The organism is Planococcus dechangensis, assembly GCF_042654465.1.
In the GTDB taxonomy this organism is placed as follows: Bacteria; Bacillota; Bacilli; order Bacillales_A; family Planococcaceae; genus Planococcus; species Planococcus dechangensis.
On the sequence record NZ_JBHSGL010000005.1, the window covers coordinates 74,460 to 98,311 of the forward strand.

At 50.3% G+C, this 23,852-nt stretch carries 25 protein-coding genes and 1 other annotated feature; of the genes, 24 read left to right on the plus strand and 1 reads right to left on the minus strand.

The genetic code is table 11. The annotated features are described in order from the left end of the window. Window position 1 precedes the first annotated feature (1 nt). The 11 genes from mreC (at window position 2) to pheA (ending at window position 8,143) form a co-directional block, all read left to right on the plus strand. The gene (gene mreC / locus ACFO5U_RS03380; protein WP_377276708.1) at window positions 2–889 is read left to right on the plus strand and encodes a rod shape-determining protein MreC; all 888 of its coding nucleotides are present in this window, start codon (window positions 2–4) and stop codon (window positions 887–889) included. Continuing rightward, window positions 886–1,416 (plus strand): rod shape-determining protein MreD, encoded by a 531-nt coding sequence (mreD, locus tag ACFO5U_RS03385; protein WP_377276709.1) that lies wholly within the window; start codon window positions 886–888, stop codon window positions 1,414–1,416. Before mreC ends, mreD begins: the two co-directional genes overlap by 4 nt. A gap of 23 nt (window positions 1,417–1,439) precedes the next feature. Continuing rightward, the gene (gene minC / locus ACFO5U_RS03390; protein WP_377276711.1) at window positions 1,440–2,105 is read left to right on the plus strand and encodes a septum site-determining protein MinC; all 666 of its coding nucleotides are present in this window, start codon (window positions 1,440–1,442) and stop codon (window positions 2,103–2,105) included. A 1-nt stretch (window position 2,106) separates the two neighbouring features. Beyond that, window positions 2,107–2,910 carry a septum site-determining protein MinD gene (gene minD, locus ACFO5U_RS03395; RefSeq protein WP_377276713.1) on the plus strand — a complete coding sequence of 268 codons (804 nt, stop codon included), beginning with the start codon at window positions 2,107–2,109 and terminating at the stop codon, window positions 2,908–2,910. A gap of 922 nt (window positions 2,911–3,832) precedes the next feature. Beyond that, window positions 3,833–3,906, plus strand: a sequence feature (ribosomal protein L21 leader region). 14 nt (window positions 3,907–3,920) lie between these two features. Continuing rightward, a complete protein-coding gene (gene rplU / locus ACFO5U_RS03400; RefSeq protein WP_377276714.1) occupies window positions 3,921–4,229 on the plus strand; it encodes a 50S ribosomal protein L21 in 309 nt (102 codons plus the stop codon). A 2-nt stretch (window positions 4,230–4,231) separates the two neighbouring features. Then, complete coding sequence (locus ACFO5U_RS03405; RefSeq protein ID WP_377276715.1) at window positions 4,232–4,561, plus strand: ribosomal-processing cysteine protease Prp; 330 nt, start codon at window positions 4,232–4,234, stop codon at window positions 4,559–4,561. A 12-nt stretch (window positions 4,562–4,573) separates the two neighbouring features. Then, window positions 4,574–4,864, plus strand: a complete 291-nt coding sequence (rpmA, locus tag ACFO5U_RS03410) for a 50S ribosomal protein L27 (protein ID WP_377276716.1) — start codon at window positions 4,574–4,576, stop codon at window positions 4,862–4,864. Between the two features lie 127 nt (window positions 4,865–4,991). After that, the gene (locus ACFO5U_RS03415; RefSeq protein WP_377276718.1) at window positions 4,992–5,504 is read left to right on the plus strand and encodes a Spo0B domain-containing protein; all 513 of its coding nucleotides are present in this window, start codon (window positions 4,992–4,994) and stop codon (window positions 5,502–5,504) included. Window position 5,505: 1 nt separating this feature from the next. Continuing rightward, the gene (gene obgE / locus ACFO5U_RS03420; RefSeq protein WP_377276720.1) at window positions 5,506–6,795 is read left to right on the plus strand and encodes a GTPase ObgE; all 1,290 of its coding nucleotides are present in this window, start codon (window positions 5,506–5,508) and stop codon (window positions 6,793–6,795) included. Window positions 6,796–6,811: 16 nt separating this feature from the next. After that, complete coding sequence (locus tag ACFO5U_RS03425) at window positions 6,812–7,264, plus strand: ACT domain-containing protein (protein ID WP_377276721.1); 453 nt, start codon at window positions 6,812–6,814, stop codon at window positions 7,262–7,264. 18 nt (window positions 7,265–7,282) lie between these two features. Continuing rightward, complete coding sequence (gene pheA, locus ACFO5U_RS03430; protein WP_377276722.1) at window positions 7,283–8,143, plus strand: prephenate dehydratase; 861 nt, start codon at window positions 7,283–7,285, stop codon at window positions 8,141–8,143. 101 nt (window positions 8,144–8,244) lie between these two features. Here pheA and ACFO5U_RS03435 read toward each other — a convergent pair whose 3' ends face one another. Further along, window positions 8,245–8,778 (minus strand): transcription repressor NadR, encoded by a 534-nt coding sequence (locus ACFO5U_RS03435; RefSeq protein WP_377276724.1) that lies wholly within the window; start codon window positions 8,776–8,778, stop codon window positions 8,245–8,247. Window positions 8,779–8,978: 200 nt separating this feature from the next. On the opposite strand from ACFO5U_RS03435, the gene ruvA reads away from it, so the two are divergent. From ruvA to dtd, 13 genes are all read left to right on the plus strand, one after another. After that, window positions 8,979–9,575: a Holliday junction branch migration protein RuvA gene (gene ruvA / locus ACFO5U_RS03440; protein ID WP_377276726.1), complete on the plus strand. Its 597-nt coding sequence runs from the start codon at window positions 8,979–8,981 to the stop codon at window positions 9,573–9,575. A gap of 18 nt (window positions 9,576–9,593) precedes the next feature. After that, the gene (gene ruvB / locus ACFO5U_RS03445; protein WP_377276728.1) at window positions 9,594–10,592 is read left to right on the plus strand and encodes a Holliday junction branch migration DNA helicase RuvB; all 999 of its coding nucleotides are present in this window, start codon (window positions 9,594–9,596) and stop codon (window positions 10,590–10,592) included. A 23-nt stretch (window positions 10,593–10,615) separates the two neighbouring features. Next, window positions 10,616–11,668 (plus strand): tRNA preQ1(34) S-adenosylmethionine ribosyltransferase-isomerase QueA, encoded by a 1,053-nt coding sequence (gene queA, locus ACFO5U_RS03450; protein WP_377279444.1) that lies wholly within the window; start codon window positions 10,616–10,618, stop codon window positions 11,666–11,668. Next, window positions 11,665–12,807 carry a tRNA guanosine(34) transglycosylase Tgt gene (gene tgt / locus ACFO5U_RS03455; RefSeq protein WP_377276730.1) on the plus strand — a complete coding sequence of 381 codons (1,143 nt, stop codon included), beginning with the start codon at window positions 11,665–11,667 and terminating at the stop codon, window positions 12,805–12,807. The genes queA and tgt overlap by 4 nt, the downstream gene beginning before the upstream one ends. A gap of 42 nt (window positions 12,808–12,849) precedes the next feature. Continuing rightward, on the plus strand, window positions 12,850–13,107 hold the full coding sequence (gene yajC, locus ACFO5U_RS03460) for a preprotein translocase subunit YajC (RefSeq protein WP_377276732.1): 258 nt from the start codon (window positions 12,850–12,852) through the stop codon (window positions 13,105–13,107). Window positions 13,108–13,293: 186 nt separating this feature from the next. Further along, window positions 13,294–13,614 (plus strand): post-transcriptional regulator, encoded by a 321-nt coding sequence (locus ACFO5U_RS03465; protein ID WP_377276734.1) that lies wholly within the window; start codon window positions 13,294–13,296, stop codon window positions 13,612–13,614. Between the two features lie 63 nt (window positions 13,615–13,677). Next, the gene (gene secDF, locus ACFO5U_RS03470) at window positions 13,678–15,954 is read left to right on the plus strand and encodes a protein translocase subunit SecDF (RefSeq protein WP_377276735.1); all 2,277 of its coding nucleotides are present in this window, start codon (window positions 13,678–13,680) and stop codon (window positions 15,952–15,954) included. Window positions 15,955–16,062: 108 nt separating this feature from the next. Further along, on the plus strand, window positions 16,063–16,503 hold the full coding sequence (locus ACFO5U_RS03475) for a LapA family protein (protein ID WP_377276737.1): 441 nt from the start codon (window positions 16,063–16,065) through the stop codon (window positions 16,501–16,503). A gap of 84 nt (window positions 16,504–16,587) precedes the next feature. Further along, window positions 16,588–18,930, plus strand: a complete 2,343-nt coding sequence (gene recJ, locus ACFO5U_RS03480; protein ID WP_377276739.1) for a single-stranded-DNA-specific exonuclease RecJ — start codon at window positions 16,588–16,590, stop codon at window positions 18,928–18,930. After that, complete coding sequence (locus ACFO5U_RS03485; RefSeq protein ID WP_377276741.1) at window positions 18,921–19,433, plus strand: adenine phosphoribosyltransferase; 513 nt, start codon at window positions 18,921–18,923, stop codon at window positions 19,431–19,433. Before recJ ends, ACFO5U_RS03485 begins: the two co-directional genes overlap by 10 nt. 88 nt (window positions 19,434–19,521) lie before the next feature. Then, entirely contained in the window at window positions 19,522–21,075 is a 1,554-nt protein-coding gene (locus ACFO5U_RS03490) for a glycosyl hydrolase family 28-related protein (RefSeq protein WP_377276743.1), read from the plus strand. Window positions 21,076–21,193: 118 nt separating this feature from the next. Continuing rightward, the gene (locus tag ACFO5U_RS03495; protein ID WP_377276745.1) at window positions 21,194–23,386 is read left to right on the plus strand and encodes a RelA/SpoT family protein; all 2,193 of its coding nucleotides are present in this window, start codon (window positions 21,194–21,196) and stop codon (window positions 23,384–23,386) included. 9 nt (window positions 23,387–23,395) lie between these two features. Beyond that, window positions 23,396–23,845 carry a D-aminoacyl-tRNA deacylase gene (dtd, locus tag ACFO5U_RS03500; protein WP_377276747.1) on the plus strand — a complete coding sequence of 150 codons (450 nt, stop codon included), beginning with the start codon at window positions 23,396–23,398 and terminating at the stop codon, window positions 23,843–23,845. The last annotated feature ends 7 nt before the right edge of the window (window positions 23,846–23,852 follow it).

The window sequence follows — 23,852 nt, forward strand, 5'->3', positions numbered from 1 at the left end:
TATGCCACAGTTTTTATCGAATAAGCGGCTTATCCTGCTGTTGATCGGCGTTATCCTGCTCGTCGCACTCATCTCCTTGACGCTTCGGGATCGCGGGCAAGTGACGCTGCCTGCGCAGATCGTCAAAGAAGCGGTCGGTGCGGGGCAATCGGTATTTTCACGGCCGGCCCATTTTGTCACCGGTGTGTTCGACAACGTCGATTCGCTGATCAACACGTTTGAAGAAAACCGCCTGCTAAAAGCACGCCTCGAGGAATTTGCGGGGGTGCAAGCGGAAGTGACCGATTTGCGTTCGGAAAATGAGGAACTCAAAGAACTGGTCGACAAAGAAGAAGACTTGCGCGATTACAACCCGATCCAAGCGGTCGTCATCGCACGAAATCCCGATCAATGGGAAGAAAAAATCATTTTGAACCGCGGCACCAACCATGGTGTCAAAGAAAACATGGCCGTCATGACATCTAGAGGCTTGATCGGTAAAGTCACCATCGTTACACCGACCACCTCGACCGTCGAATTGGTGACGACTCAAAACCCGAACTACCGCGTCTCTGCGATGGTGCTCGGGGAAGATGATGTGTTCGGCTTGATCGAAGGCTATGACGCGGAACGCCGCGAACTGCTGCTCAAACGCATCGACTTCTCGGTTGAACTGCAAGAAGGCGACAAAGTCGTCTCGAGCGGACTCGGCGGAATTTTCCCGAAAGGCGTCGTCATCGGCGAAATCACCGAAGTGACGATCGACGAGTTCGGACTGACCAATCTCGCTTATGTCAAACCGGCCGCTGACTTCTCAATGCTCAACCACGTTGTCATTGCCGACCGGCTCATGCCGGAAGTAGACGGAGAAGACAACGGGCTGACGGCGGAGGAGGATGAGGAATCATGATTCGATTTCTCGTTCCGGTCGTCTGTCTCGTACTGTTTTTCGTTGAACCGATCTTCGGCTTGTTCTCACCGTTGTCAATTGGCGGTGCGCTTTATTACATCGTCCCGCGCTTTCTCATTTTATTCCTGATCTTTTTGACTGTTTTCTACGAGTTGCGCCACGCCTTGTTCTATGGTTTGTTCTTCGGCCTCTTGTATGATGTCTTTTACATTGATATTATTGGATTATATTCTTTTCTGTATCCGGCTGTCTGCCTGATCGCCGCGTACGTTTTCAAAAAGATTCCGCAAAATCTGCTGTCAGCGACGCTGTTGGCACTTGGTTTGCTGCTAGTGATGGAAGTGGCACTTTATTTGTTCTTCCTCCTGATCGGTTTAACAGCGGCGCCGGCCGGTACGTTCCTGACCACTAGATTGTGGCCGACTTTGATCGCCAACTCGCTATACCTGGGGCTCGTCGGCTGGGTATTCAGATCGATGATGGTGACACAAGATCCACAGCGTGAAAACAGGCTCGGGTTATATTAAAGAAAGCGCAGGTGACAGTTTTTTTGAAAAATATCGTAAACATTAAAGGGACGAACAAAGGGCTTCTCATCCAGCTGAACGACATGGCTTCTTATACGGAGTTGCTAGAAGAGCTGAAGAAGAAAGTATCCGATCCGGCGCTTGAAGGCGAAGCGGAAGTGCAGATCCAATTGGCGAACCGCCATTACAGCCAAGAGCAATTGGATGAAATCAAAAAAACGATCCACGACAATTCGAAAATGAAAGTAATCGGCACGAAATGCGATGTCGTTACCGTGGAAGAATGCAACCGCATGATTGCTGAGCGCCAATCGGAAACATACGTCGGCATCGTCCGTTCCGGTCAAGTCGTGCGTGCGAAAGGCGACTTGGTCGTCATCGGCGACGTCAACCAAAACGGCCGCATCGAAGCGGGCGGAAATGTCTATGTGCTCGGGCGCCTAAAAGGCATCGCACATGCTGGCGCTGCGGGCAACCGCGAAGCCGTCATTGCAGCCTCATGGCTCGAAGCAACGCATCTCATGATCGCTGACGAAATCGAAACGATGACCGACGAACTGGACAGCTTGTCGGAGCAGCCTGAAATGGAATGCGCTTATTTACATACGAGTGGCAAAATCATCATTGACCGTTTGCAGGAACTCAGATTCCTGCGTCCGCAAATTTCTACGTTTAAAGGAGGAAGCTAGTGTGGGAGAAGCTATCGTAATTACATCAGGCAAGGGAGGCGTCGGCAAAACGACGTCTACTGCGAACCTCGGCACTGCATTGGCTCTTCAAGGCAAAAAAGTATGCTTGATCGATACCGATATCGGTTTGCGCAACCTGGATGTTATCTTGGGCCTCGAAAACCGCATCATCTACGACTTGATCGATGTGCTTGAAGGCCGCTGCAAAATTCACCAAGCGCTCGTCAAAGACAAGCGTTTTGAAGACAAATTATTCCTGCTTCCGGCAGCACAGACAGCTGATAAAAACGACGTCAACCCGGAACAGATGAAAGAACTGGTCGAAAGCATGAAGCCTGACTATGATTTTATCATCATCGACTGCCCAGCCGGCATCGAGCAAGGCTACAAGAACGCTGTTGCAGGCGCAGACCGCGCCATCGTCATCACGACACCGGAAATTTCCGCCGTGCGCGACGCTGACCGCATCATCGGCTTGCTGGAGCTAGAAGAAAACCTGGATGCACCGAAGCTGATCATCAACCGGATCCGTCCGCATTTGATGGAAGCGGGCGATGCACTCGACGTCAACGAAATCACGACACATCTATCGATCGATCTGCTCGGCATCGTGCCGGACGACGAGCGTGTCATCTCCAGCTCGAACAAAGGCGAACCGGTCGTCATGGACCCATCGAACCCTGCAGCACTTGGCTACCGCAACATCGCACGCCGCCTGCTCGGAGAATCGGTTCCACTCATGACCATGGACAAGCCGAAGCCAGGCATGTTCGGCAAATTGAAATCGATTTTTTCAAGTAAATAATTAAGCTTAACGCCACTGCATCTGCGGTGGCGTTTTTTGTTGGAGATTTGGATGGAGTGAAAGTAGAGCAGAAGACCAGCGCTACCGAAATTGTTACGAGTGCAAGTTTTAGCGCATCGCGAATAGATTCGCCAATATATTTTGCGTGAGGCTGAGATGGACTCTTTTTCCTGTCAGTATATGAGTGATGAGAGCGAGGGTTTGTCTATGCAATAGTTTCTGTTCTGTAGTTGAGTGTCACCTAGATAGTCGCCACCCTGCTTTGGGTTGGCCTTTAGCAATAAGCCAGGAAGAACATCTGTCTTATTGCGTCGGCCCACCCTTGACGCTGGGCGGCTCAAATATTTCTATGTGTGCAAGTTGTTTAATCAAATCTGCTTCTTTAAGAGTTGCCAGCTAGTTGGGGAATCGCTTCCTTGATGTGGCATATATTAAGAAAGCTGGCGGTTGCTTGTCGAATTGTTTCCGTGTTTTATTTATGGTTCATCTTAGTTGTCGCTGTCCTGGTAAGCTGAGGCAAATTTCAAAGTGACACAAAGTCAAACACACGAAACATCCAAGCACATTTTATTCCACACCTCATACATCCTGATTGGGAAGCGATTCCCCAACTAGACGGCACTGCATACAGAACCGGCAACTCCTTAACACATAAGTCACCATGAAATCTCACAGCCGAACCGCGCCGCGGGTGAGCCGATGCCGTAAGACAGGCGCTCTATCTGGCTTATGGCAAGAGGCCAACCCAAAGCGGGAGGCAAAATCGTAAGATGACACCCAATCGAACCCTTTTAATATTTCCGCATTCTTCATCTCGCAAGACTCATCGAAATTACAAAGCGGCATTCTCAACTCTTTTCAGTTGTGTATTGACGCGGGTATGCCCCGCATGATATTATTCTAATGTTATGTTTGTAGCGCACCCGTGCTACAACCGCTCGAACCGGGTCTTAAAGCATCGCGAGATCACCTGGAGAGGCGAGTCTTAGTCTAAGAGGAGGTGCAAGGATATGTACGCAATTATTGAAACTGGTGGAAAACAAATCAAAGTAGAAGCTGGTCAAGAGATCTACGTTGAGAAAGTGAACGCAGAAGCTGGCGACACAGTAACATTTGATAGAGTTCTATTTGTAGGTGGAGACGATTCTAAAGTAGGTGTTCCTTTCGTTGAAGGAGCTACTGTTACAGCGAAAGTTGAAAAACAGGGCCGCGCGAAAAAGATCACTGTCTTCAAATACAAAGCGAAAAAGAACTATCACAAAAAACAAGGTCATCGTCAGCCATACACAAAATTGACTGTTGACGCGATCAACCTGTAAGAATGATTCAGGTGATGATTCATCAAACCGGCAGCCGCATTACGGGCTTTGAAATGTCGGGGCATGCGGATTTTGCCGATCACGGCCAGGATCTTGTATGTGCCGGCGCTTCAGCTGTATCCTTTGGGGCAGTAAACGCCATCATGGCGCTGACGGGAATTGAACCCGATATCGAACAGGCAGAGAGCGGTTTTTTGAAAATCGGCTTTCCAAAGAACATTGACTCTAAAACGGATGAGCAGGTTCAACTGCTCGTACGCGGAATGATCATTTCTTTGGAAACGATTGAACATGATTATGCAGACTTTATAAAAATAACCTTCACAGCTTAGGAGGTGGGACATATGTTGAAATTAAATCTTCAGTTTTTCGCATCCAAAAAAGGTGTTGGTTCAACGAAGAACGGTCGTGATTCGGAATCAAAACGCCTTGGCGCTAAACGTGCTGACGGACAAATCGTAACTGGCGGATCTATTCTTTACCGTCAACGCGGTACGAAAATCTATCCAGGCGAGAACGTTGGACGTGGTGGGGATGACACACTTTACGCGAAAATCGACGGTACAGTACGCTTCGAGCGCTACGGCCGCGATAAGAAGAAAGTGAGCGTCTACCCGGTTGCTCAGGAAGCTTAATAAAAAACGAAAAGGGCTGCTTTCGCAGTCCTTTTTCTTTTGAACTATCGACTGTCCGGATTGCGTCGCGGGAATTTTCATCCCAAACTTGGTATACTTGGACAAAGTGCAAAAAAGGAAGTGCGGTATGGACAACAAGTTAACAGTGGCACAATCGCTTCGGCATGCGCGCCATGATTTTTTGAATGAGCTGCAGCTAATCAAATTGAATCTTGATTTAGGGCGTGCGGAAAAAGCGCAAGCGCTCATTCGTACGTATGCCGAAGCGGCTATGCACAACAGCCGGCTGTCAGCACTTTTATTGCCAAAGACTGAAGAATGGCTGCTGACTTCGGCCTGGCGCCATCCTGAACTGCACATCACGTTGATGTGCGAGGCGGAACGGGCGCCAGCGATCTCAGACGATGTGCTTCACGACTGGCTGGAAGCTTTTGCAAACAGCATCAAGCAGGCTTTTTCGGATGCTTGGCCGTACCCGGTGGACATGCGCTTACTGGAAGTAGATGGCCGGTTTTTCTTGGAATTGTCAGGGCCAGGCGACTGGTCAGCACTGGATTTAGATTCACAGCAATTAGCAATTGGTAAAGCGTGCGGATCGGATCGCTCGAAAGTCGAGATCCACGCACAGATGGAGGGATAATATGTTTGTCGATCACGTAAAAGTATATGTAAGAGGTGGCGACGGCGGGGATGGCATGGTAGCATTCCGCCGCGAAAAATATGTACCGAACGGCGGCCCAGCCGGCGGCGACGGAGGAAAAGGCGCGGATATCGTCTTCCAAGTCGATGAAGGCTTGCGCACACTCATGGATTTCCGTTTCAAACGGATTTTCAAAGCGGACCGCGGTACGCACGGCATGAGCAAAAACCAGCACGGTGCCAAAGCACACGATATGATTATCAAAGTTCCGCCGGGCACAATTGTCCGCGACGTGGACACAGACGAGACGATTGCGGATTTGGTCGAAGAAGGCCAAACAGCAGTCATCGCACGCGGAGGCCGCGGAGGTCGCGGCAACTCGCGTTTTGCGACGCCGCAAAACCCGGCTCCGGAACTATCGGAAAAAGGCGAACCGGGCTTTGAGCGCAATGTCGTCCTGGAACTGAAAGTATTGGCGGATGTCGGCCTTGTCGGATTCCCGAGCGTCGGGAAATCCACATTGCTATCGGTCGTTTCTGCGGCGAAACCAAAAATCGGCGCGTATCATTTCACGACGATCGTCCCGAATCTCGGCATGGTCCAAACGGAAGACCATCGCAGCTTCGTCATGGCGGATCTTCCTGGGCTCATCGAAGGCGCGCATGAAGGCGTTGGCCTTGGTCATCAATTCCTGCGCCACATCGAGCGGACACGCGTCATCGTCCACATCGTCGATATGTCCGGCATGGAAGGCCGCGATCCGTATGAGGATTATGTGACCATCAATGAAGAATTGAAACAATACAATATGCGTTTGACAGAACGTCCGCAGCTGATTGTCGCCAACAAAATGGACATGCCGGATGCGGAAGAAAACTTGGAAGCGTTCCGCAAGAAATTGCCAGAAGATGCTAAAGTGTTCCCGATTTCGGCATTGTCGAGAAAGGGATTGAGCAATCTGATGTTCGCGATTGCCGACTTGATCGAAGTCACGCCGGAATTCCCGATGGAAGATGAAGTGGATCCGGATGCAGCAGGTACAGTTCTGTACAAACACGAAAAATTGGGCGACGGTTTCGATATTTCTCGCGATTCGGACGGTGCTTTTGTCCTTTCCGGTTACGCAATCGAGCGTATGTTCAAGATGACCGACTTCTCGCGTGAAGATTCGATTCGCCGTTTTGCCCGCCAAATGCGCGGCATGGGCATTGATGATGCATTGCGCGAGCGAGGGGCAGAAAACGGCGATACAGTCCGTCTGCTCGAATTTGAGTTTGAATTTACCGACTGATGCGGAGGTAACTTGAATGAAAGACATTTCCGAACAACGCTATTATTTGGTGCGGGAAGATGTGCTGACCGAAGCGATGGTCAAGACGCTCGAAGTGAAAAAATTGCTTCAGCGCGACCGGATGTCCATTTTGGATGCGGTCGCCCAGACCGGCTTGTCGCGTTCAGCATTTTATAAATACCGCGATGCGGTGTTCCCGTTCCATTCGATCGTGAAAGAACGGATTCTGACGGTCTTTCTTCAATTGGAAGACCGCTCAGGAACGCTTGCCACTTTGCTCCAAGCCGTGGCGAAGATGGGCTGTAATATATTGACCATCCACCAAACCATCCCGATTCAAGGGCGTGCGAATGTAACGCTATCACTTGATGTGACGGCTATGGATGTGGAATTGGATATGTTTTTGCAGCAATTGAAAAAACTCGATTTCGTCGAGTCGGCCGATGTGGTATCCAGCGGTTCGTCATAATGTAGGGGGAATAAGTCGATGGCAGTAGAGAAAAAGAAAATTTCGTTTTTAGGTCCGGAAGCGTCGTTTACTCATTTAGCGGCTTCCAAAGTCTTTCCGAAAGAGCAGCTCATGCCCTTTACGACCATTCCCGAATGCATCGAAGCGGTCGCAGAGGGAACGGTCGATTACGCGGTCGTGCCGCTCGAGAATGCGCTTGAGGGTTCGGTGCCGCTGACAGTGGATTATCTGTTCCACGAAGCGGAACTGTACGTGACGGCAGAAGTGCTGTCGCCGATCGAGCAGCATTTGCTCGTTCATCCGGACAACCGCGATGCAGAATCGTTCGAGGCGATTTATTCCCACCCGCATGCACTGGCCCAATGCCATAAATTTTTGTATTACACTTATAAAAATACGCCGCTCGAGCAATACAGTTCGACGGCGGCGGCTGCAAAAATGGTGGCGGAATTGCCGGAGCGCAATATTGCGGCAATCGCCAATGATTACGCAGCGCGCAAATACGGCTTGGATATCGTGCAGCGCGACATCCATGATTTCCATTTCAACCATACACGCTTTTTCGTGTTGTCGAGAAGCAACCATAAGTTGACGGATTCGGGACACGAGCCGCAAATCAAGACGACTTTGATGATCACGCCGCCGAAAGATGACCGATCAGGTGTGCTTCATCAAGTGCTGTCGGTTTTCGCATGGCGCCAGCTGAATTTATCGAAGATCGAATCACGGCCACTCAAAACCGGACTCGGCAATTACTTCTTTATTGCGGATGTGTTGGAAGATGAAAATGCGGCGATGATGCGCGGAGCGTTCGAGGAACTCTCAGCACTCGGCTGCGGTGTGAAAACGCTCGGTTCTTATTACACGTATAAGTCTTAAGGCTATGGAAAATGATAAGAATATAAAAAGAGCAGCGGACGCAAAATCATTGATTTTGCGTCCGCTGCTTTTCTTTATTGTGTGCATTCAAGAGGAAGTGCTTAGTCGTTTTCTTCGAGCAAATAGCCATGCTGTTTCATGGCTTCGACTGCTTGCGTGAGCGTTTCAGGAAGCTCTGCAGTAATCGTGTGGATATGTGTGCCTTCGGTCAGTTCGAGCAAATAACTCGCCCCGGTTTCACGTATGCGCTGCATGAAAAGGTCGACTTCAAGGGGTGTCGAGACATGGATGCCGGCTGTCAGCTCGCCATAGACTGGATGTTCAATCGACACGTCTTTGACGGTGACTCCTAAGCCTACCAATAGGCGCAGCTCATCTTCGGTTTCTTCCGGCTTATGGTTACAGGCGATGCGGCGGCTGACTTGTTGGTTGCCGCTAGGATCTAAATACAAATAGCCTTGGCTTGTGGCGATGATCGGTTCGCCTTTTGCTTTCAGCAATGTCATGTCACCGACGATCACTTGGCGGGATACTTGCGCAAGTTTCGCGAGCTCACTGCCGGTCATCGGGCGCCTCACTTGCTTTAATTCATCTAACAACACTGTGCGGCGTTCTTCGCCGTATAGTTTCTTCATGCAAACCCTCCGCTCCAAAATCATGCTATAAACCATTTTAGCATAAAGAGTAACTTCAATCAGCGGGAAGGGGTGTCCCGCTGATTGTTAGTTGATCGAATTCAATTGCCAAAACCGGATGAATAGAGCGGATAGCTTTCTTCGTAGCAGGCGCCGGAATATGGTATAATCAATTGGTTGAAAATGAAAGGGCGATTGCTATGTACGATTACATAAAAGGCCATGTCACCCGTGTGACGCCTGAATATTTAGTAGTGGAACAGCAGGGAGTCGGCTGGCAGATCTTTGCGCCGAATCCTTATTCGTTCGGTTCGGACGAGCTACAGATTTTTGTGCATCATCACGTGCGCGAAGACGCACAATTCCTTTTCGGATTTCCGACGCTTGAGCAGCGTGAATTGTTCCGCAAGCTCATCAGCGTATCCGGCATCGGTCCGAAAGGCGCGCTTGCGATATTGGCATCTGGCCAGCCGCAATACGTCATCGAAGCGATCGAGCAGGAAGATGAAAATTACTTAGTGAAATTCCCAGGCGTCGGCAAAAAAACCGCACGCCAGATGATTCTGGACTTGAAAGGCAAGCTGACGGAATTCTTCGGGGAGTCTTATGTGGATGAAGCCCAGCCGCAATTGTTCGGCGAAGAACAAGCGGAGCTTGAAGAAGCGATGCTCGCTTTGTCAGCGCTCGGCTATTCAGAGCGCGAGATCACCAAAGTGAAGCCGAAATTAAAAGGCCTTGAACTCAATACAGAAGGCTTTATGAAAAAAGCCTTGCAATTATTACTGAAACAAACGTAAGAAAAGGAGGCGAGCGCCATGGAAGAACGAATTATCGACGGCGAAATTTCTGAATTTGATGAGCGCTTTGAACAATCGTTGCGGCCGCAGCGTTTGTCGCAATATATCGGCCAGCAGAAAGTGAAGCACAATTTGGAGATTTTCATCGAAGCGGCCAAGATGCGCAGCGAATCGCTTGACCATGTGCTGTTGTATGGGCCTCCTGGGCTCGGGAAAACGACGCTGGCGACTGTCATCGCCAATGAAATGGAAGTCGGCGTCAAAATGACGTCAGGCCCTGCGATTGAACGTCCCGGCGACTTGGCGGCGATCGTGTCGTCGTTAGAGCCAGGAGATGTGTTGTTCATCGATGAAATTCACCGTTTGAATCGCTCGATCGAAGAAGTGCTGTACCCGGCGATGGAGGATTTCTGCCTCGACATCGTCGTCGGCAAAGGTCCGACCGCGCGCTCTGTGCGACTCGATTTGCCGCCCTTCACTTTGATCGGCGCGACGACGCGTGCAGGCGCTTTGTCTGCACCGCTGCGCGACCGTTTCGGCGTATTGGCGCGACTCGAATATTACGACACCGAAGCATTGACCCAAATCGTCGAGCGCAGTGCAGAGCTGTTTGAAGCGGACATCGATCCGCTCGCAGCCATCGAAATCGCACGCCGTTCCCGCGGGACCCCGCGTATCGCCAACCGTCTACTCAAGCGGGTGCGTGATTACGCAATGGTGCGCGGCAATGGATCGATCACGACCGATATGGCGGAGCAAGCTTTGGAAATGCTGCAAGTCGACCCGCTCGGCTTGGACCATATCGACCATAAACTATTGGTCGGCATGATTAACCGCTTCCGCGGCGGCCCGGTCGGCGTCGATACGATCGCTGCGAGCATCGGCGAAGAATCGACGACGATCGAAGACGTTTACGAGCCGTACCTATTGCAGATCGGCTTTATTCAACGCACGCCAAGAGGCCGCACCGTGACACAATTAGCCTACGAACACTTTAAAATGGAGATGCCTGAATGACTAAACTAACGAATGAAACCCAATTGAATGTAAATGATTTTGATTTCGAGCTGCCGGAAGAGCTGATTGCGCAAACCCCGCTCTTAGACCGCACGTCGAGCCGTTTGCTCGTAATGGATAAAGAGACAGGAGAAGTCGAGCACAAGCATTTCCGCGATATTCTCGGCCATCTGCATCCAGGTGATTTGCTGGTTTTGAACGACACGCGCGTTCTTCCGGCGCGCCTGATGGGCACCAAAGAAGAAACCGGTGCCAATATTGAAGTGCTGCTCTTGAAGCAGACCGAAGAAGACGTATGGGAAACCCTTGTCAAACCGGCAAAAAAAGTCAAAGTTGGCACGATCGTGTCGTTCGGCGGCGGTCTGTTGCGCGCTGAATGCACTGGCGTGCTGGACCATGGCGGCCGTCATTTCAAATTTATGTACGACGGCATTTTTTATGAGATCCTCGACCAATTGGGCGAAATGCCCTTGCCGCCGTATATCCGTGAAAAACTCGAAGACCAAGATCGCTACCAAACGGTGTTCGCCAAAGAACGCGGCAGCGCGGCGGCGCCGACAGCCGGGCTTCATTTCACCGATGAACTGCTCAACGAGATCCGCAACAAAGGCGTCAACATCGCTTTTATCACTTTGCACGTCGGGCTTGGCACATTCCGTCCGGTATCGGTGGAGTCGATCGAAGACCACGAAATGCATGCAGAATTTTACCGCATCACTCAGCAAACCGCGGATCTGATCAATGAAACGAAAACAAAAGGCGGCAATGTCATATCGGTCGGTACCACTTCGACGCGTACGCTTGAATCGGTGGCGCAGAAGTTTGATGGCAAAATGCAAGAAGACAGCGGCTGGACCGATATCTTTATCTACCCAGGCTATCGCTTCAGTGCGGTGGACGGCTTGATCACCAATTTCCACTTGCCGAAATCGACGCTCGTCATGCTGGTCAGCGCAATGTCGAACCGGGATGCCATTTTGAATGCTTATCACGAGGCTGTGAAAGAACGTTATCGCTTTTTCAGTTTCGGCGACGCGATGTTTATTGAACCACAGAAAAAGGAGACCAACTCATGACCCATGCAGTAACATACGAACACATCAAAACATGCAAACAAACAGGCGCGCGCCTTGGCATCGTCCATACGCCGCATGGCTCGTTCGAAACGCCGGCATTTATGCCGGTCGGGACGCAGGCGACCGTCAAAACGATGAGCCCGGAAGAATTGAAAGCGATGAACGCGGGCATTATTTTGAGCAATACGTACCATCTATGGCTGCGTCCCGGCAATGACGTCATCAAAGAAGCTGGCGGCTTGCATAAGTTCATGAACTGGGACCGCCCAATTTTGACCGATTCCGGTGGCTTCCAAGTGTTCTCGCTAAGCGAGTTCCGCAACATTAAAGAAGAGGGCGTTCATTTCCGCAATCACATGAACGGCGACAAATTGTTCTTGAGCCCGGAAAAGGCGATGGAAATCCAGAACGACCTCGGCTCTGACATCATGATGGCGTTTGACGAATGCCCGCCTTACCCGGCGACGCATGAATACATGAAATCGAGCGTCGAGCGCACGTCGCGCTGGGCGGAACGCTGCCTGGCCGCACATGCACGTCCGCAAGACCAAGGCTTGTTCGGCATTATCCAAGGCGGCGAATTCGAAGATCTGCGCAGACAAAGCGCGGAGGACCTTGTCGCGCTCGATTTTCCAGGCTATGCGATCGGCGGATTGTCGGTTGGTGAACCGAAAGACGTCATGAACCGAGCGCTCGAATTCACGACGCCGTTCATGCCGTTCGACAAGCCGCGTTATTTGATGGGCGTCGGCTCGCCGGATTCGTTGATCGACGGATCGATCCGTGGCATCGATATGTTCGACTGTGTGTTGCCGACACGCATTGCGCGCAATGGCACACTCATGACCAGTGAAGGCCGTTTGAACTTGAAAAATGCGAAATTCAAGCGCGATTTCACGCCGATCGATGAGAAATGCACATGCTATACATGCACAAATTACACCCGTGCATACGTACATCATTTATTGCGTGCCGATGAAACATTCGGAATTCGCCTTACGAGTTATCATAACCTTCATTTTCTGTTAAACTTAATGGAGCAGGTGCGTCAAGCGATTCGTGAAGACCGCCTGGGAGATTTCCGCGAAGAATTTTTTGAAGCGTACGGATTCAACAAGCCGAATGCAAAAAATTTCTGAGTTCGAAACCTATAGAGAACACGAAAGGGGGAAAATTGAACAATGGAAACATTAATTGCGTTATCACCTTTACTATTGATGTTCTTGCTGATGTGGCTTTTCATTATCCGCCCAGCACAAAAGCGCCAGAAGTCGACAGCTAACATGCAGTCAGAATTAAAGCGTGGGGACCGCGTTGTCACGATCGGCGGCTTGCACGGCCAGGTCGACGCTGTAGACGATGCAACAATCTACATTACGGTGGCAGATGGCACGCGTATGCAGTTTGAGCGTCAGGCAATCGCCCGTATCGTTGAATAGGAACTAATGAAAAACCGTCTTCCATCCGGGAGGCGTTTTTTTCGTCAATGGGGAAATCTGATGGCCCGCATCGGCCGGATGTCAGACAAATAAATTAAACAATTTTCCAAAAATTTTGATACGATTGTTCTAAAATTTCCATTTGGAAGGTACAATGGAAAGAGAACTGCAGAAAGGAGAACCACCATGAACAGCTACCCGGAAAAATACGCGCAAGTGTTGCCGGCATTGGAGAGCAAATGCAGCGAATTTACGTATTTGCAATACGAAACGTTTACGCCGGAAGCGCTTTGGGATTTTTGCCTGAAAAAAGCTTGGAAAAAGAAGAATATCGAGAACATGCGCCTTCACGAAATGGTGTCGGATATCATGGACTTGACCGCTTCCGATTTTGTCGCTTACCATCAGGTCGAAGCCTTTAAGACGGTGAATTTTTTTGCGGAGGAAAACATGGAGGACCTGCAGCAGCTTCTGCGCCCAGCGCGTGGCAAATCTCGTGGGATTTGACACCTTTTAACACGTCACCGATAATGAAAGTGCTGTGTGCTATATTGAGGAGGAACTATACATATGAAAGCAAGATCTCGCATCATCGCCTTTTTCCTGCTGGTATTTCTGCTGATCGGTTTGATCGGCACGACGAGTTTGCCGATCGCCAAAGACATCAAGCTTGGATTGGACCTGCAAGGCGGATTTGAAGTTCTTTATCAAGTCGAGCCGCTAGAAGACGGGCAGGAAATTACGGATTCCGTTGTTTCCGATACGACAGATGCGCTCATGAGCCGCATCAACGTGCTTGGGGTCAGTGAACCGAGCATTCAAATCGAAAGCGGCAACCGGATCCGTGTCCAATTAGCAGGTGTCGAAGATCAATCGACTGCCCGTGAACTCTTGTCGACCGAAGCGAATTTATCGTTCCGTGACGCGGAAGATAATGTCATGCTTGCGGGCAACGATTTGACGCAAGGCGGCGCGACTGGAACGTTTAACCAGGAAGGCCAGCCGATTGTGACACTTCAATTGAACGACCCGGGGAAATTCGCTGAAGTCACTAGCGAGATCTCCCAAATGCCGGCTCCAGACAATGTGCTCGTAATCTGGCTGGATTTTGAAGAAGGCGTCGATTCCTACCAGGAAGAACGCTTAAAGCCAGATCCGAAATTCGTCTCTGACCCGCGCGTTTCCCAGCGCATCAATTCACCGAGTGTTGAAATTTCCGGTTCCTTTACTGTAGAGGAAACACAAAACTTGGCCGGTATTTTGAATGCCGGGGCATTGCCTGTGAAACTCGAAGAAATCTATTCGACTTCTGTGGGGGCTCAATTCGGTGAACAAGCACTTGATCAAACGACTGTCGCTGCCGGAATCGGTATTACAGCCGTGTTGATTTTCATGCTGCTGTTCTATCGATTCCCAGGAGCGATTGCCGTTGTCACCTTATCCGCTTATGTTTATTTGATTCTCTTGATTTTCGAATGGATCGGCGGGGTATTGACCTTGCCGGGTATTGCGGCAATCATGCTAGGTGTCGGGATGGCAGTCGATGCCAATATCATCACCTATGAGCGGATCCGCGAGGAATTGCGGACCGGCCAATCAGTGCGTGATGCATTCCGTGCAGGGGCGCGATCTTCATTCTCGGCCATTATCGATGCCAATATAACAACGTTACTAGCTGCATCGGTGCTGTTTTATTTCGGGACCAGTTCCGTTAAAGGTTTCGCTACGCTTTTGATCATCTCCATCCTTGCCAGTTTCTTGACCGCCGTATGGGGTTCAAGGCTATTGCTCGGTTTATGGGTATGGAGCGGATTCTTGGATGGTAAGCCACGCTGGTTCGGCCTGAATAATAAACATCTCCATGATAAATCAGAAGACTTGCACATTACCGACTTGAAGACACCTTATGATCGTTTTGACTTTGCCGGCAACCGCCGCAAATTCTTTGCCGCATCACTGGCGTTGATCTTGTCAGGCATGGTGGTATTGTCGATCTTCCAATTGAATTTGGGAATCGATTTCTCCAGCGGTACACGTGTTGAAATCACTTCTGAATCGCCGTTGACTGCTGAGGAAGTGGAGAACTTCCTGGATGAGACGGGTTATCCGTCTTCAAGCATCGTCATGTCGGGTGAAGGTTCATCGATCGGCGTCGTCCGCTATAGCGAGGAATTCAGCCAGCAAGAAATCGATAGCTTGAAGTCAGCGGCCATAGAGGAATTCGGCATTGAGCCGAACGTCTCGACTGTATCCGATACGGTCGGCCGTGAACTTGCACGAAACGCCATGATGGCACTCGCCATTGCGGCAGTCGGCATCATCATCTATGTTGCTTTCCGCTTTGAATGGCGCATGGGTGTCGCGGCTGTTGCAGCATTGGTTCACGATACGTTCTTCATCATCGCGGTATTCAGCTTGTTGAGGCTGGAAGTGGACATCACCTTTATCGCGGCGGTTCTGACGATTGTCGGTTACTCGATCAACGATACGATCGTGACCTTTGATAGAATCCGTGAAAATATGCGCCGAGTGAAGAAGGTAGAAACGGTCGAGCAATTGGAACGCATCGTCAACACGTCCTTGCGCCAAACATTGACGCGTTCAGTAAATACCGTCATGACGGTATTCCTTGTCGTGCTCGCCTTGCTCATTTTCGGCGCACCATCGATCACCAACTTCTCGATCGCATTATTGATCGGATTGATCGCAGGAACATACTCCTCGATCTTCATCGCTGCCCAGCTATGGCTCGTCATGAAAAAAGGCGAGTTGAAAAAGAAAGGGCCGATCGATATCGAGAAGAAAGAACAAGAGTCCAAATGGGGCTCGGACGAACCGGTCGTATAAGTTTAATAGCAGAAACGGACAGGGTATAGATAGATGATACCTTGTCCGTTTTTTCTTTTGGATGGCGGCATGGTGTACTTTAGTTTGAAAGAGAAAGGATGAAATCCCATGAAAGTGCAATGGCTTTTATTGCTCGGTCTTGTATTTGCTATCATCATCGCTATTTTTGCTGTTTTAAACGTAGACAATGTACCGGTCAATTACGGCTTTGGCGAAGCACAGTGGCCACTTATTCTCGTCATTCTCGTAGCGGCGCTGCTCGGCTTCTTGTTGTCCGGCATCATCGCGATGACGCGTACCTACCATTTGAACCGCAAAGTCAAAACACTTCAAAAAGAAGTGGCTGTCAAAGAATCACTGATCGCTACGCAACAGAACGAAATCGCTGAATACCAAAGAGCTGGCGTGACGCCAGAAGCGATGGTTGTCACAAGTGAAGAACGGACGCATGATGTGGACGATTCGCTTCGCTCGCAGCCTAGACGCAATGAATTCGGCACGAACGACACCCCAGACCAGCGTCCGGACACGCGCCGCGACGAACATTAAAAAATGAACCTTTCGGCGCTCTGCCGAAAGGTTTTTGTCTGCTCTGGGATGTTGTATAATGAACGGGTGAGGAAGTGAGAATTTATGATCGAATCGAAAAAAAGATGGCAATTGACAACTCCCAATGAACAAGCCGTTAAGGAAATACAACAAGCGCTATCGCTGCCTTCAGTGCTGGCAAAGATTCTTGTCACGCGTGGAATCGACACGGCAGCAAAAGCACAGGAATTTCTGGTCGATGACTTGAGCGGTATACATAATCCGTTTTTGATGAAAGATATGGACGTGGCGGTAGCGCGCATCCAGCAAGCAATCGAAGCGCAAGAAAAGATTCTCGTCTATGGTGATTATGATGCCGATGGCGTGACGAGCACGACGGTCATGATGACTGTGCTGCAGGATTTAGGCGCAAATGTATCGTTTAAGATTCCGAACCGCTTCGATCACGGCTACGGCCCGAATGCCGAGCTGTTTAAAGAAGCGCACGAAGAAGGCGTCCAATTGATCGTCACGGTCGATAATGGTGTATCGGGAATCGAACCTGTGCACTTGGCGAACGAACTTGGCATGGACGTCATCATCAGCGACCATCATGATATCGGAGACGAAATGCCCGCTGCAATCGCGATCATCCACCCGCGACATCCCGAGGGCAATTACCCGTTCGGCGAACTGGCGGGCGTCGGTGTGGCGTTCAAGATGGCACAAGCCTTGTACGGCGACATCCCGGATCATTTGACGGAACTGGTCGCAATCGGCACGATTGCTGACTTGGTGCCGCTTCATGGTGAAAACCGTGTGCTGGTCAAAGAAGGCTTGCGCGCTTTGCAGGATTCGCCAATGCCGGCTATTGCTGCACTTGCTGATGTGGCAGGGGTCAAACAAAGCGACATTACTGAAGAAACGATCGGTTTCATGTTCGGCCCGCGCATCAATGCGATCGGCCGTTTGCAATCAGCCGACCCGGCCGTGCGCATGTTTTTAACCGATGACACGTCGGAAGCCCGTTCGCTCGCTGACGGTTTGGACGTTTTGAACAAGGAACGCCAAGCAATCGTCAAAGCGATTTCTGAGCAGGCGATCGAACAAGTCGAAGCGCGCTATAGTGAACAGCTGCCGCGCGTTATCATTGTTGCACAGGAAGGGTGGAACCCTGGCGTTGTCGGGATTGTCGCTTCCAAATTGACCGAGAAATACTACCGGCCGTCGATCGTTCTGTCGCTCGACATGGCGAACGGCAAAGCTAAAGGTTCTGCACGCAGCATCGAAGGTTTTCATTTATATGAGGAATTGGCCAAAAACCGTGACATCTTGCCTCATTTCGGCGGACATCCGATGGCAGCGGGCATGACACTGTCAGCGAATGATGTGGACGATCTGCGTGAGCGCCTGAATAAGCAAGCGGAAACGGCTTTAACCGAAGAAGATTTGGTGCCGGTCGTGGCGATTGATATCCCGGTCACACTTAATGAAGTGGATATCGATACCATTGAAGGCATGCGCAAACTGGCGCCTTTCGGCATGGGCTTTTCGAAGCCGAAGTTTTACTTGCACGGCGTCAACGTTGCGAGCATCCGAAAAATCGGCGCCAACCAAACGCATTTGAAAATGGAATTGGCACAAAACGGCATGACGCTCGATGCGGTCGGCTTTGGCATCGGTGAGCTCGGAGATGAGCTGACGCCTGACGTCAAGATCGACATTATCGGCGATTTGCAGATCAACGAATGGAATGGTCGCAAAAAACCGCAAATGCTGGTGGAAGATATCCGCACGGATGAATGGCAATTATTCGACATCCGCGGCATCCGCCAAGTGAGCCGCTGGTCCAAGCTGATTCCAAAAGACAAGCATGTGTTTGTCGCGTTCCAGCCGGAAACCGAATCGGCATTCCGCACACTGTTGGAAGGGCCGATCGTCTTGGCTGGGTCGCTTGCGGATGTGGCGAAAACAAAAGAGCACCTGATCCTGCTCGATTTGCCGGACAGCGAGGAGCAATTGGCATCCGTCTTGAAGCAAATGCGCCCAAAACGCGTTTACGCCCATTTTTATGCAGCGGATTCGCAATACTTCGAACGCATCCCGGACCGTGACCAATTCAAATGGCTGTTTGCGTTCGTTAAAAAACGCGGTAGTTTCGACTTCGGCAAAAACGGCGATGAGCTGGCGAAACATAAAGGTTGGAGCCGGGAGACATTATTTTTCATGCTTCAGGTGTTTTTTGAACTCGGTTTTGTTACACTTAACAATGGAATTACCGAGATTGCACAAGCTCCTGGAAAACGTGATTTGTCGGAAGCGCCCGCTTACAAAAAGCGCGAACAGCAGATTGCGTTGGAACATAAGCTATTGTATGCATCTTATCGGGACCTAAAAGAGTGGTTTGACGCCCAAGTGTCGGCCAAGGAGGAAGAAATATGGATTTAAAGCAATATGTGACCATCGTAGAAGATTGGCCGAAGCCAGGAATCAAGTTCAAGGATATTACATCTTTGATGGACAATGGCGATGCCTATAAATACGCAACTGACCAAATCGTTGCATACGCAAAAACAGTCGATGCAGAAATTATCGTCGGACCGGAAGCACGCGGCTTCATCATCGGTTGCCCAGTAGCTTACGCACTCGGCATAGGCTTTGCACCGGTCCGTAAAGAAGGCAAATTGCCGCGCGAAGTCATCCGCGCACAATACGGCCTGGAGTACGGGTCAGACGTTTTGACGATGCATAACGATGCCATCAAGCCGGGTCAGCGCGTGTTGATCACGGACGATTTGCTGGCAACGGGCGGCACGATCAACGCGACGATCAGTCTGGTCGAACAGCTCGGCGGTATTGTCGTCGGCTGTGCATTTTTGATCGAATTAACTTATTTGGATGGCCGCAAAAATCTTGACGGTTATGATGTCACAACTTTGATGCAATATTAAGAAAATCACTTTGCCCAAAAGGCAAAGTGATTTTTTTTCTGTATGTGGGGTATGGAAGAGAAAGTAACTTGCGAGAGAGGTGATTTTTATGATCGAGTTGGACAGACGGTATGACCCTGTGCAGAACAATGAATTGATAGTTCGACTGCTTAACGATGCGACTCCTCTTGAACAGACTACCAGGGAAACCGAAGCGATGTTCAATGACATCAAGAAAGAACTCTCAAGCGCACGCATCAAGAGGCCGGTCCATTTTTTTGAGAAATTATGGTCGGTCTTTGCCGATGAATACGAAGTGGCAGATGACAACGGCTACGGAACGATCGTTTTCGGTCAGGACTTGTTTCCCGAATGGAAAGGAAAACTCGACCGTGAATACAAAAAACTCGACTCGACGATCAATCGGCGCGTCAATATACGCGATTATGGAGCTTTGGGCGATGGCATCAGTGACTGCACCGAGGCATTCAAAAAAGCGCTCGGCAACGGCCGTGTTGAAGTGACGGTCCCGCCGGGTATTTATATTGTTAAAGGCATCCGCGTGCCGTCCTGGAGCCGTATCGTTGGCGCGGGCAAAACAGCGACGGTCATCAAACTGCATCCGCGCGCTCCACGGCGGTCACGTTTGCTGACGAATAGCAATTATGCGACGGGCAATCGCAATATCGCCATTGAAAGCCTGAGCCTCGACTGGAACGTCGAACGGCTCGGACAGACCGAACGCACCAATTCCTGGGGCAATTACTCAAGCTGCCTGACCTTTGCACGCGTCATGTACGGTTGGGTGCGGGATGTCGAAGCGATCAATCCAGGACTCCACTGCATCGACATCACATCGCCCTTATACAATTACGCAGGGGACGGGATGCGCGGCAGGGGCGGCAGCAAATATATTTGGGTCGATAAAGTCAATGGCTTCGGCTTTGGCGATGACGGCTTGACGACCCATCATAGCGATTATGTCTTCGTCTCCAATTGCCATTTTTCCGATCCATCGGGCAAAGCGCATAAAAAAGGCTTTTCCAATTCGAACGGCATTGAAATCGATGACGGTTCGCGCCATGTGTGGCTGTTCAATAATTCCACGTCTCGCTGCTTCGGCGGCATCGAAATCAAGGCGCACGCCAATTCATCTGCGGCGTCCGGCGTATTCATCTCCGGGCATTTGTCCGTCAATGATAACCGCTCCTATAATTTCCGCCATATCGGCCACCACTTGAAAGACGATCCGGAGTCGCTGTCTGCGTTCAATATCAAAGCGCAGCGCCTCGTGTCGCTCGCACCGATTGAAACCCGGTTATACAATGAATCGTCACCGCGCTCACTGGTCATTTCAGGTTACCGCAACGTGGCGATCAACCGCTTTTTGTTTGAAGGCGATCCGCTCTATGATTACAAAGGGCGTCCGGCTTCTGCGGTGCAATACAGAGCCGAGCATATCTCCTTGTCGAATGGCGTCGTCCGGGGCTTCCGCACGGCGGGGTCGGACATCTCGATCATGGGAGGCAAGCAAAGCGCGCGCAACGTCCGCGTCAAGAATATCATGAGCGTCGACTCATCGAAAAAGACCGTAGCGGTCGGAGATGACAGCAAATGGATCATGGTCGATGGCATCCGCAGCCAACAAGCTGACAGACTGTAGCCCCCTGGGGTATTTTCGGGAGAGTCGACAAAAGGGATAAAGGCTTTACTTTTAGCCTGTGAAGTATCTATAATAAAGAAATACTCTTCTGGAAATAAAACAAACAAGGTGGGCAATTATGGCGAAAGATCAAGTGAGAACAGTTGAAGATGTATTCGAGATGGTTGCGTCCTATATGAATGCAGAACATGTGGAAACGATAAAAAAAGCGTACCAGCTAGCCTATGAAGCCCATGATGGCCAATTCCGGAAATCCGGCGAACCGTATATTGTGCATCCGGTGCAGGTGGCCGGGATCCTTGCTGAACTGCAAATGGATCCGGCCACAGTAGCAGCGGGTTTTTTGCATGATGTTGTAGAAGACACCGAGGTGAGCCGTGCCGATATCGTCCGTGAATTTGACGAGGAAGTGGCCTTATTGGTCGATGGCGTCACCAAGCTGAGCAAGATCAAGTACATGTCGAAAGAAGAACAGCAAGCGGAGAACCACCGGAAAATGTTTGTGGCGATGGCGCAGGATATCCGCGTCATTCTGATCAAACTTGCCGACCGCTTGCACAATTTGCGTACCTTAAAATACCAATCAGTCGAGAAGCAGCGCATCAAAGCCAATGAAACGCTTGAAATTTTCGCGCCGATTGCACACCGTCTTGGGATCAATACAATCAAATGGGAGCTTGAAGATACGGCACTGCGCTATTTGAATCCTCAGCAATATTACCGCATCGTCAATTTGATGAAAAAAAAGCGTACCGAGCGGGAAGATTATTTGAATAATGTCATGGGCGAAATTCGTGTCCAATTGGACGATGTCGGCATTGAGGCCGATTTGTTCGGGCGCCCGAAACATATTTACAGCATCTACAAAAAAATGGCGATGCAAAACAAACAGTTCAATGAAATTTACGATTTGCTGGCAGTGCGCATTACCGTCGATAGCATCAAAGACTGCTATGCCGTTCTCGGTATCATCCATTCCACATGGAAGCCGATGCCTGGCCGCTTTAAAGATTATATCGCCATGCCGAAGCAGAATTTATACCAATCACTCCACACGACGGTCATCGGGCCTCAGGGAGACCCTTTGGAAGTGCAGATCCGCACGGAAGAAATGCACCGCATCGCGGAATACGGCGTCGCGGCGCATTGGGCTTATAAAGAAGGCAAAGTATCCGACAAACCGGTTTCCTCAGTCGATTCCAGGTTGTCCTGGTTCCGTGAAATTCTGGATTTCCAAAACGAGTCGGACAATGCGGAAGAATTCATGGAATCGCTGAAATTCGATTTGTTCTCCGACATGGTCTATGTGTTCTCGCCAAAAGGCGATGTCATTGAAATGCCGGATGGCTCTTGCCCGATTGACTTTGCCTACCGTGTCCATAGCGAAATCGGCAATAAGACGATCGGCGCCAAAGTGAACGGCAAAATGGTCCCGCTCGATACCGAATTGAATACTGGGGATATCGTCGAAATCTTGACGTCCAAGCAATCGATCGGGCCGAGCCGCGACTGGCTCAAGATCGCCAAGTCGACACAAGCGAAAAACAAGATCAGGCAGTTTTTCAAAAAGCAAGTGCGTGAGGACAATGTCCATAAAGGACGCGATCAAGTCGAAAAAGAAATCAAAGCTCAGGAATTTGTGGTAAAAGAAGTACTGACGCCTGAGAACATCAAACGGGTCATCGAGAAATACAATTTCGCCAGTGAAGACGATATGTATGCAGCCGTCGGATTTAATGGCATCACCGCGCAGCAAGTGGTCAACCGCCTAGCTGAGCGCCAGCGCAAAAAGCGCGAACAGGAAGAAGCGATCGAGAAAATCACCGTGGAAATGAAGTCCAACCAGCCGAAAAAGCAGACGGAATCCGGCGTCATCGTCCGCGGCATCGACAATATGATGATCCGCCTGTCGAAATGCTGCAATCCGGTCCCGGGAGATGCTATTCTCGGGTTTATCACGAAAGGCCGCGGCGTCTCGGTGCACCGTGCGGACTGCCCGAATATCCAAGCCGACGAACACGATCGCCTCATTTCGGTAGAGTGGGAAAATGAAGGCTCGCCTGAAAACAAATCCTACCAAATCGACATCGAAGTCCAGGCCTATGATAGAACCGGCCTGATCAACGAAGTGATGCACATGGTCAGCGAGACGAAAACGACGATCACCGCCGTCAGCGGGCGTGCAGACAAAGACAAGATCGCAACGATCAACTTGTCGATCATGATTCCGCACATCTCGCATTTGAACCGTGTAGTGGAGCGCATCAAGCAAATACCTGACGTCTATTCGGTCACCCGCGTAACGAATTAAGGAGGGCTTATGAAAGTCGTATTACAGCGTTCGAAAAAAGCATCCGTCAGCGTCGACGGAGAAATTACAGGAGCAATCGATTCCGGTTATGTGCTATTGGTCGGAATCACTCATAACGATACAGAAGCTGATGCAGTATATGCCGCGAAGAAAATTGCCGGGCTGCGTTTGTTTGAAGATGAAGACGGCAAAATGAACCGCTCGATCGATGAAACGGAAGGCGGCGTGTTGTCGATTTCCCAGTTCACGCTATACGGAGACGTCAAAAAAGGGCGCCGCCCAAGCTTTGTCGCAGCAGCGCGTCCTGACCAAGCAGAGCCGTTATGGCTGAAGTTCAATGATGAACTGAGAAGCCACGGCTTAACGGTCGAAACCGGCGTATTCGGCGCCATGATGGATGTTCAGCTCGTCAATGACGGACCGGTGACCATTGTGATCGAATCCAATGGAGCCAATTAATCAAAAG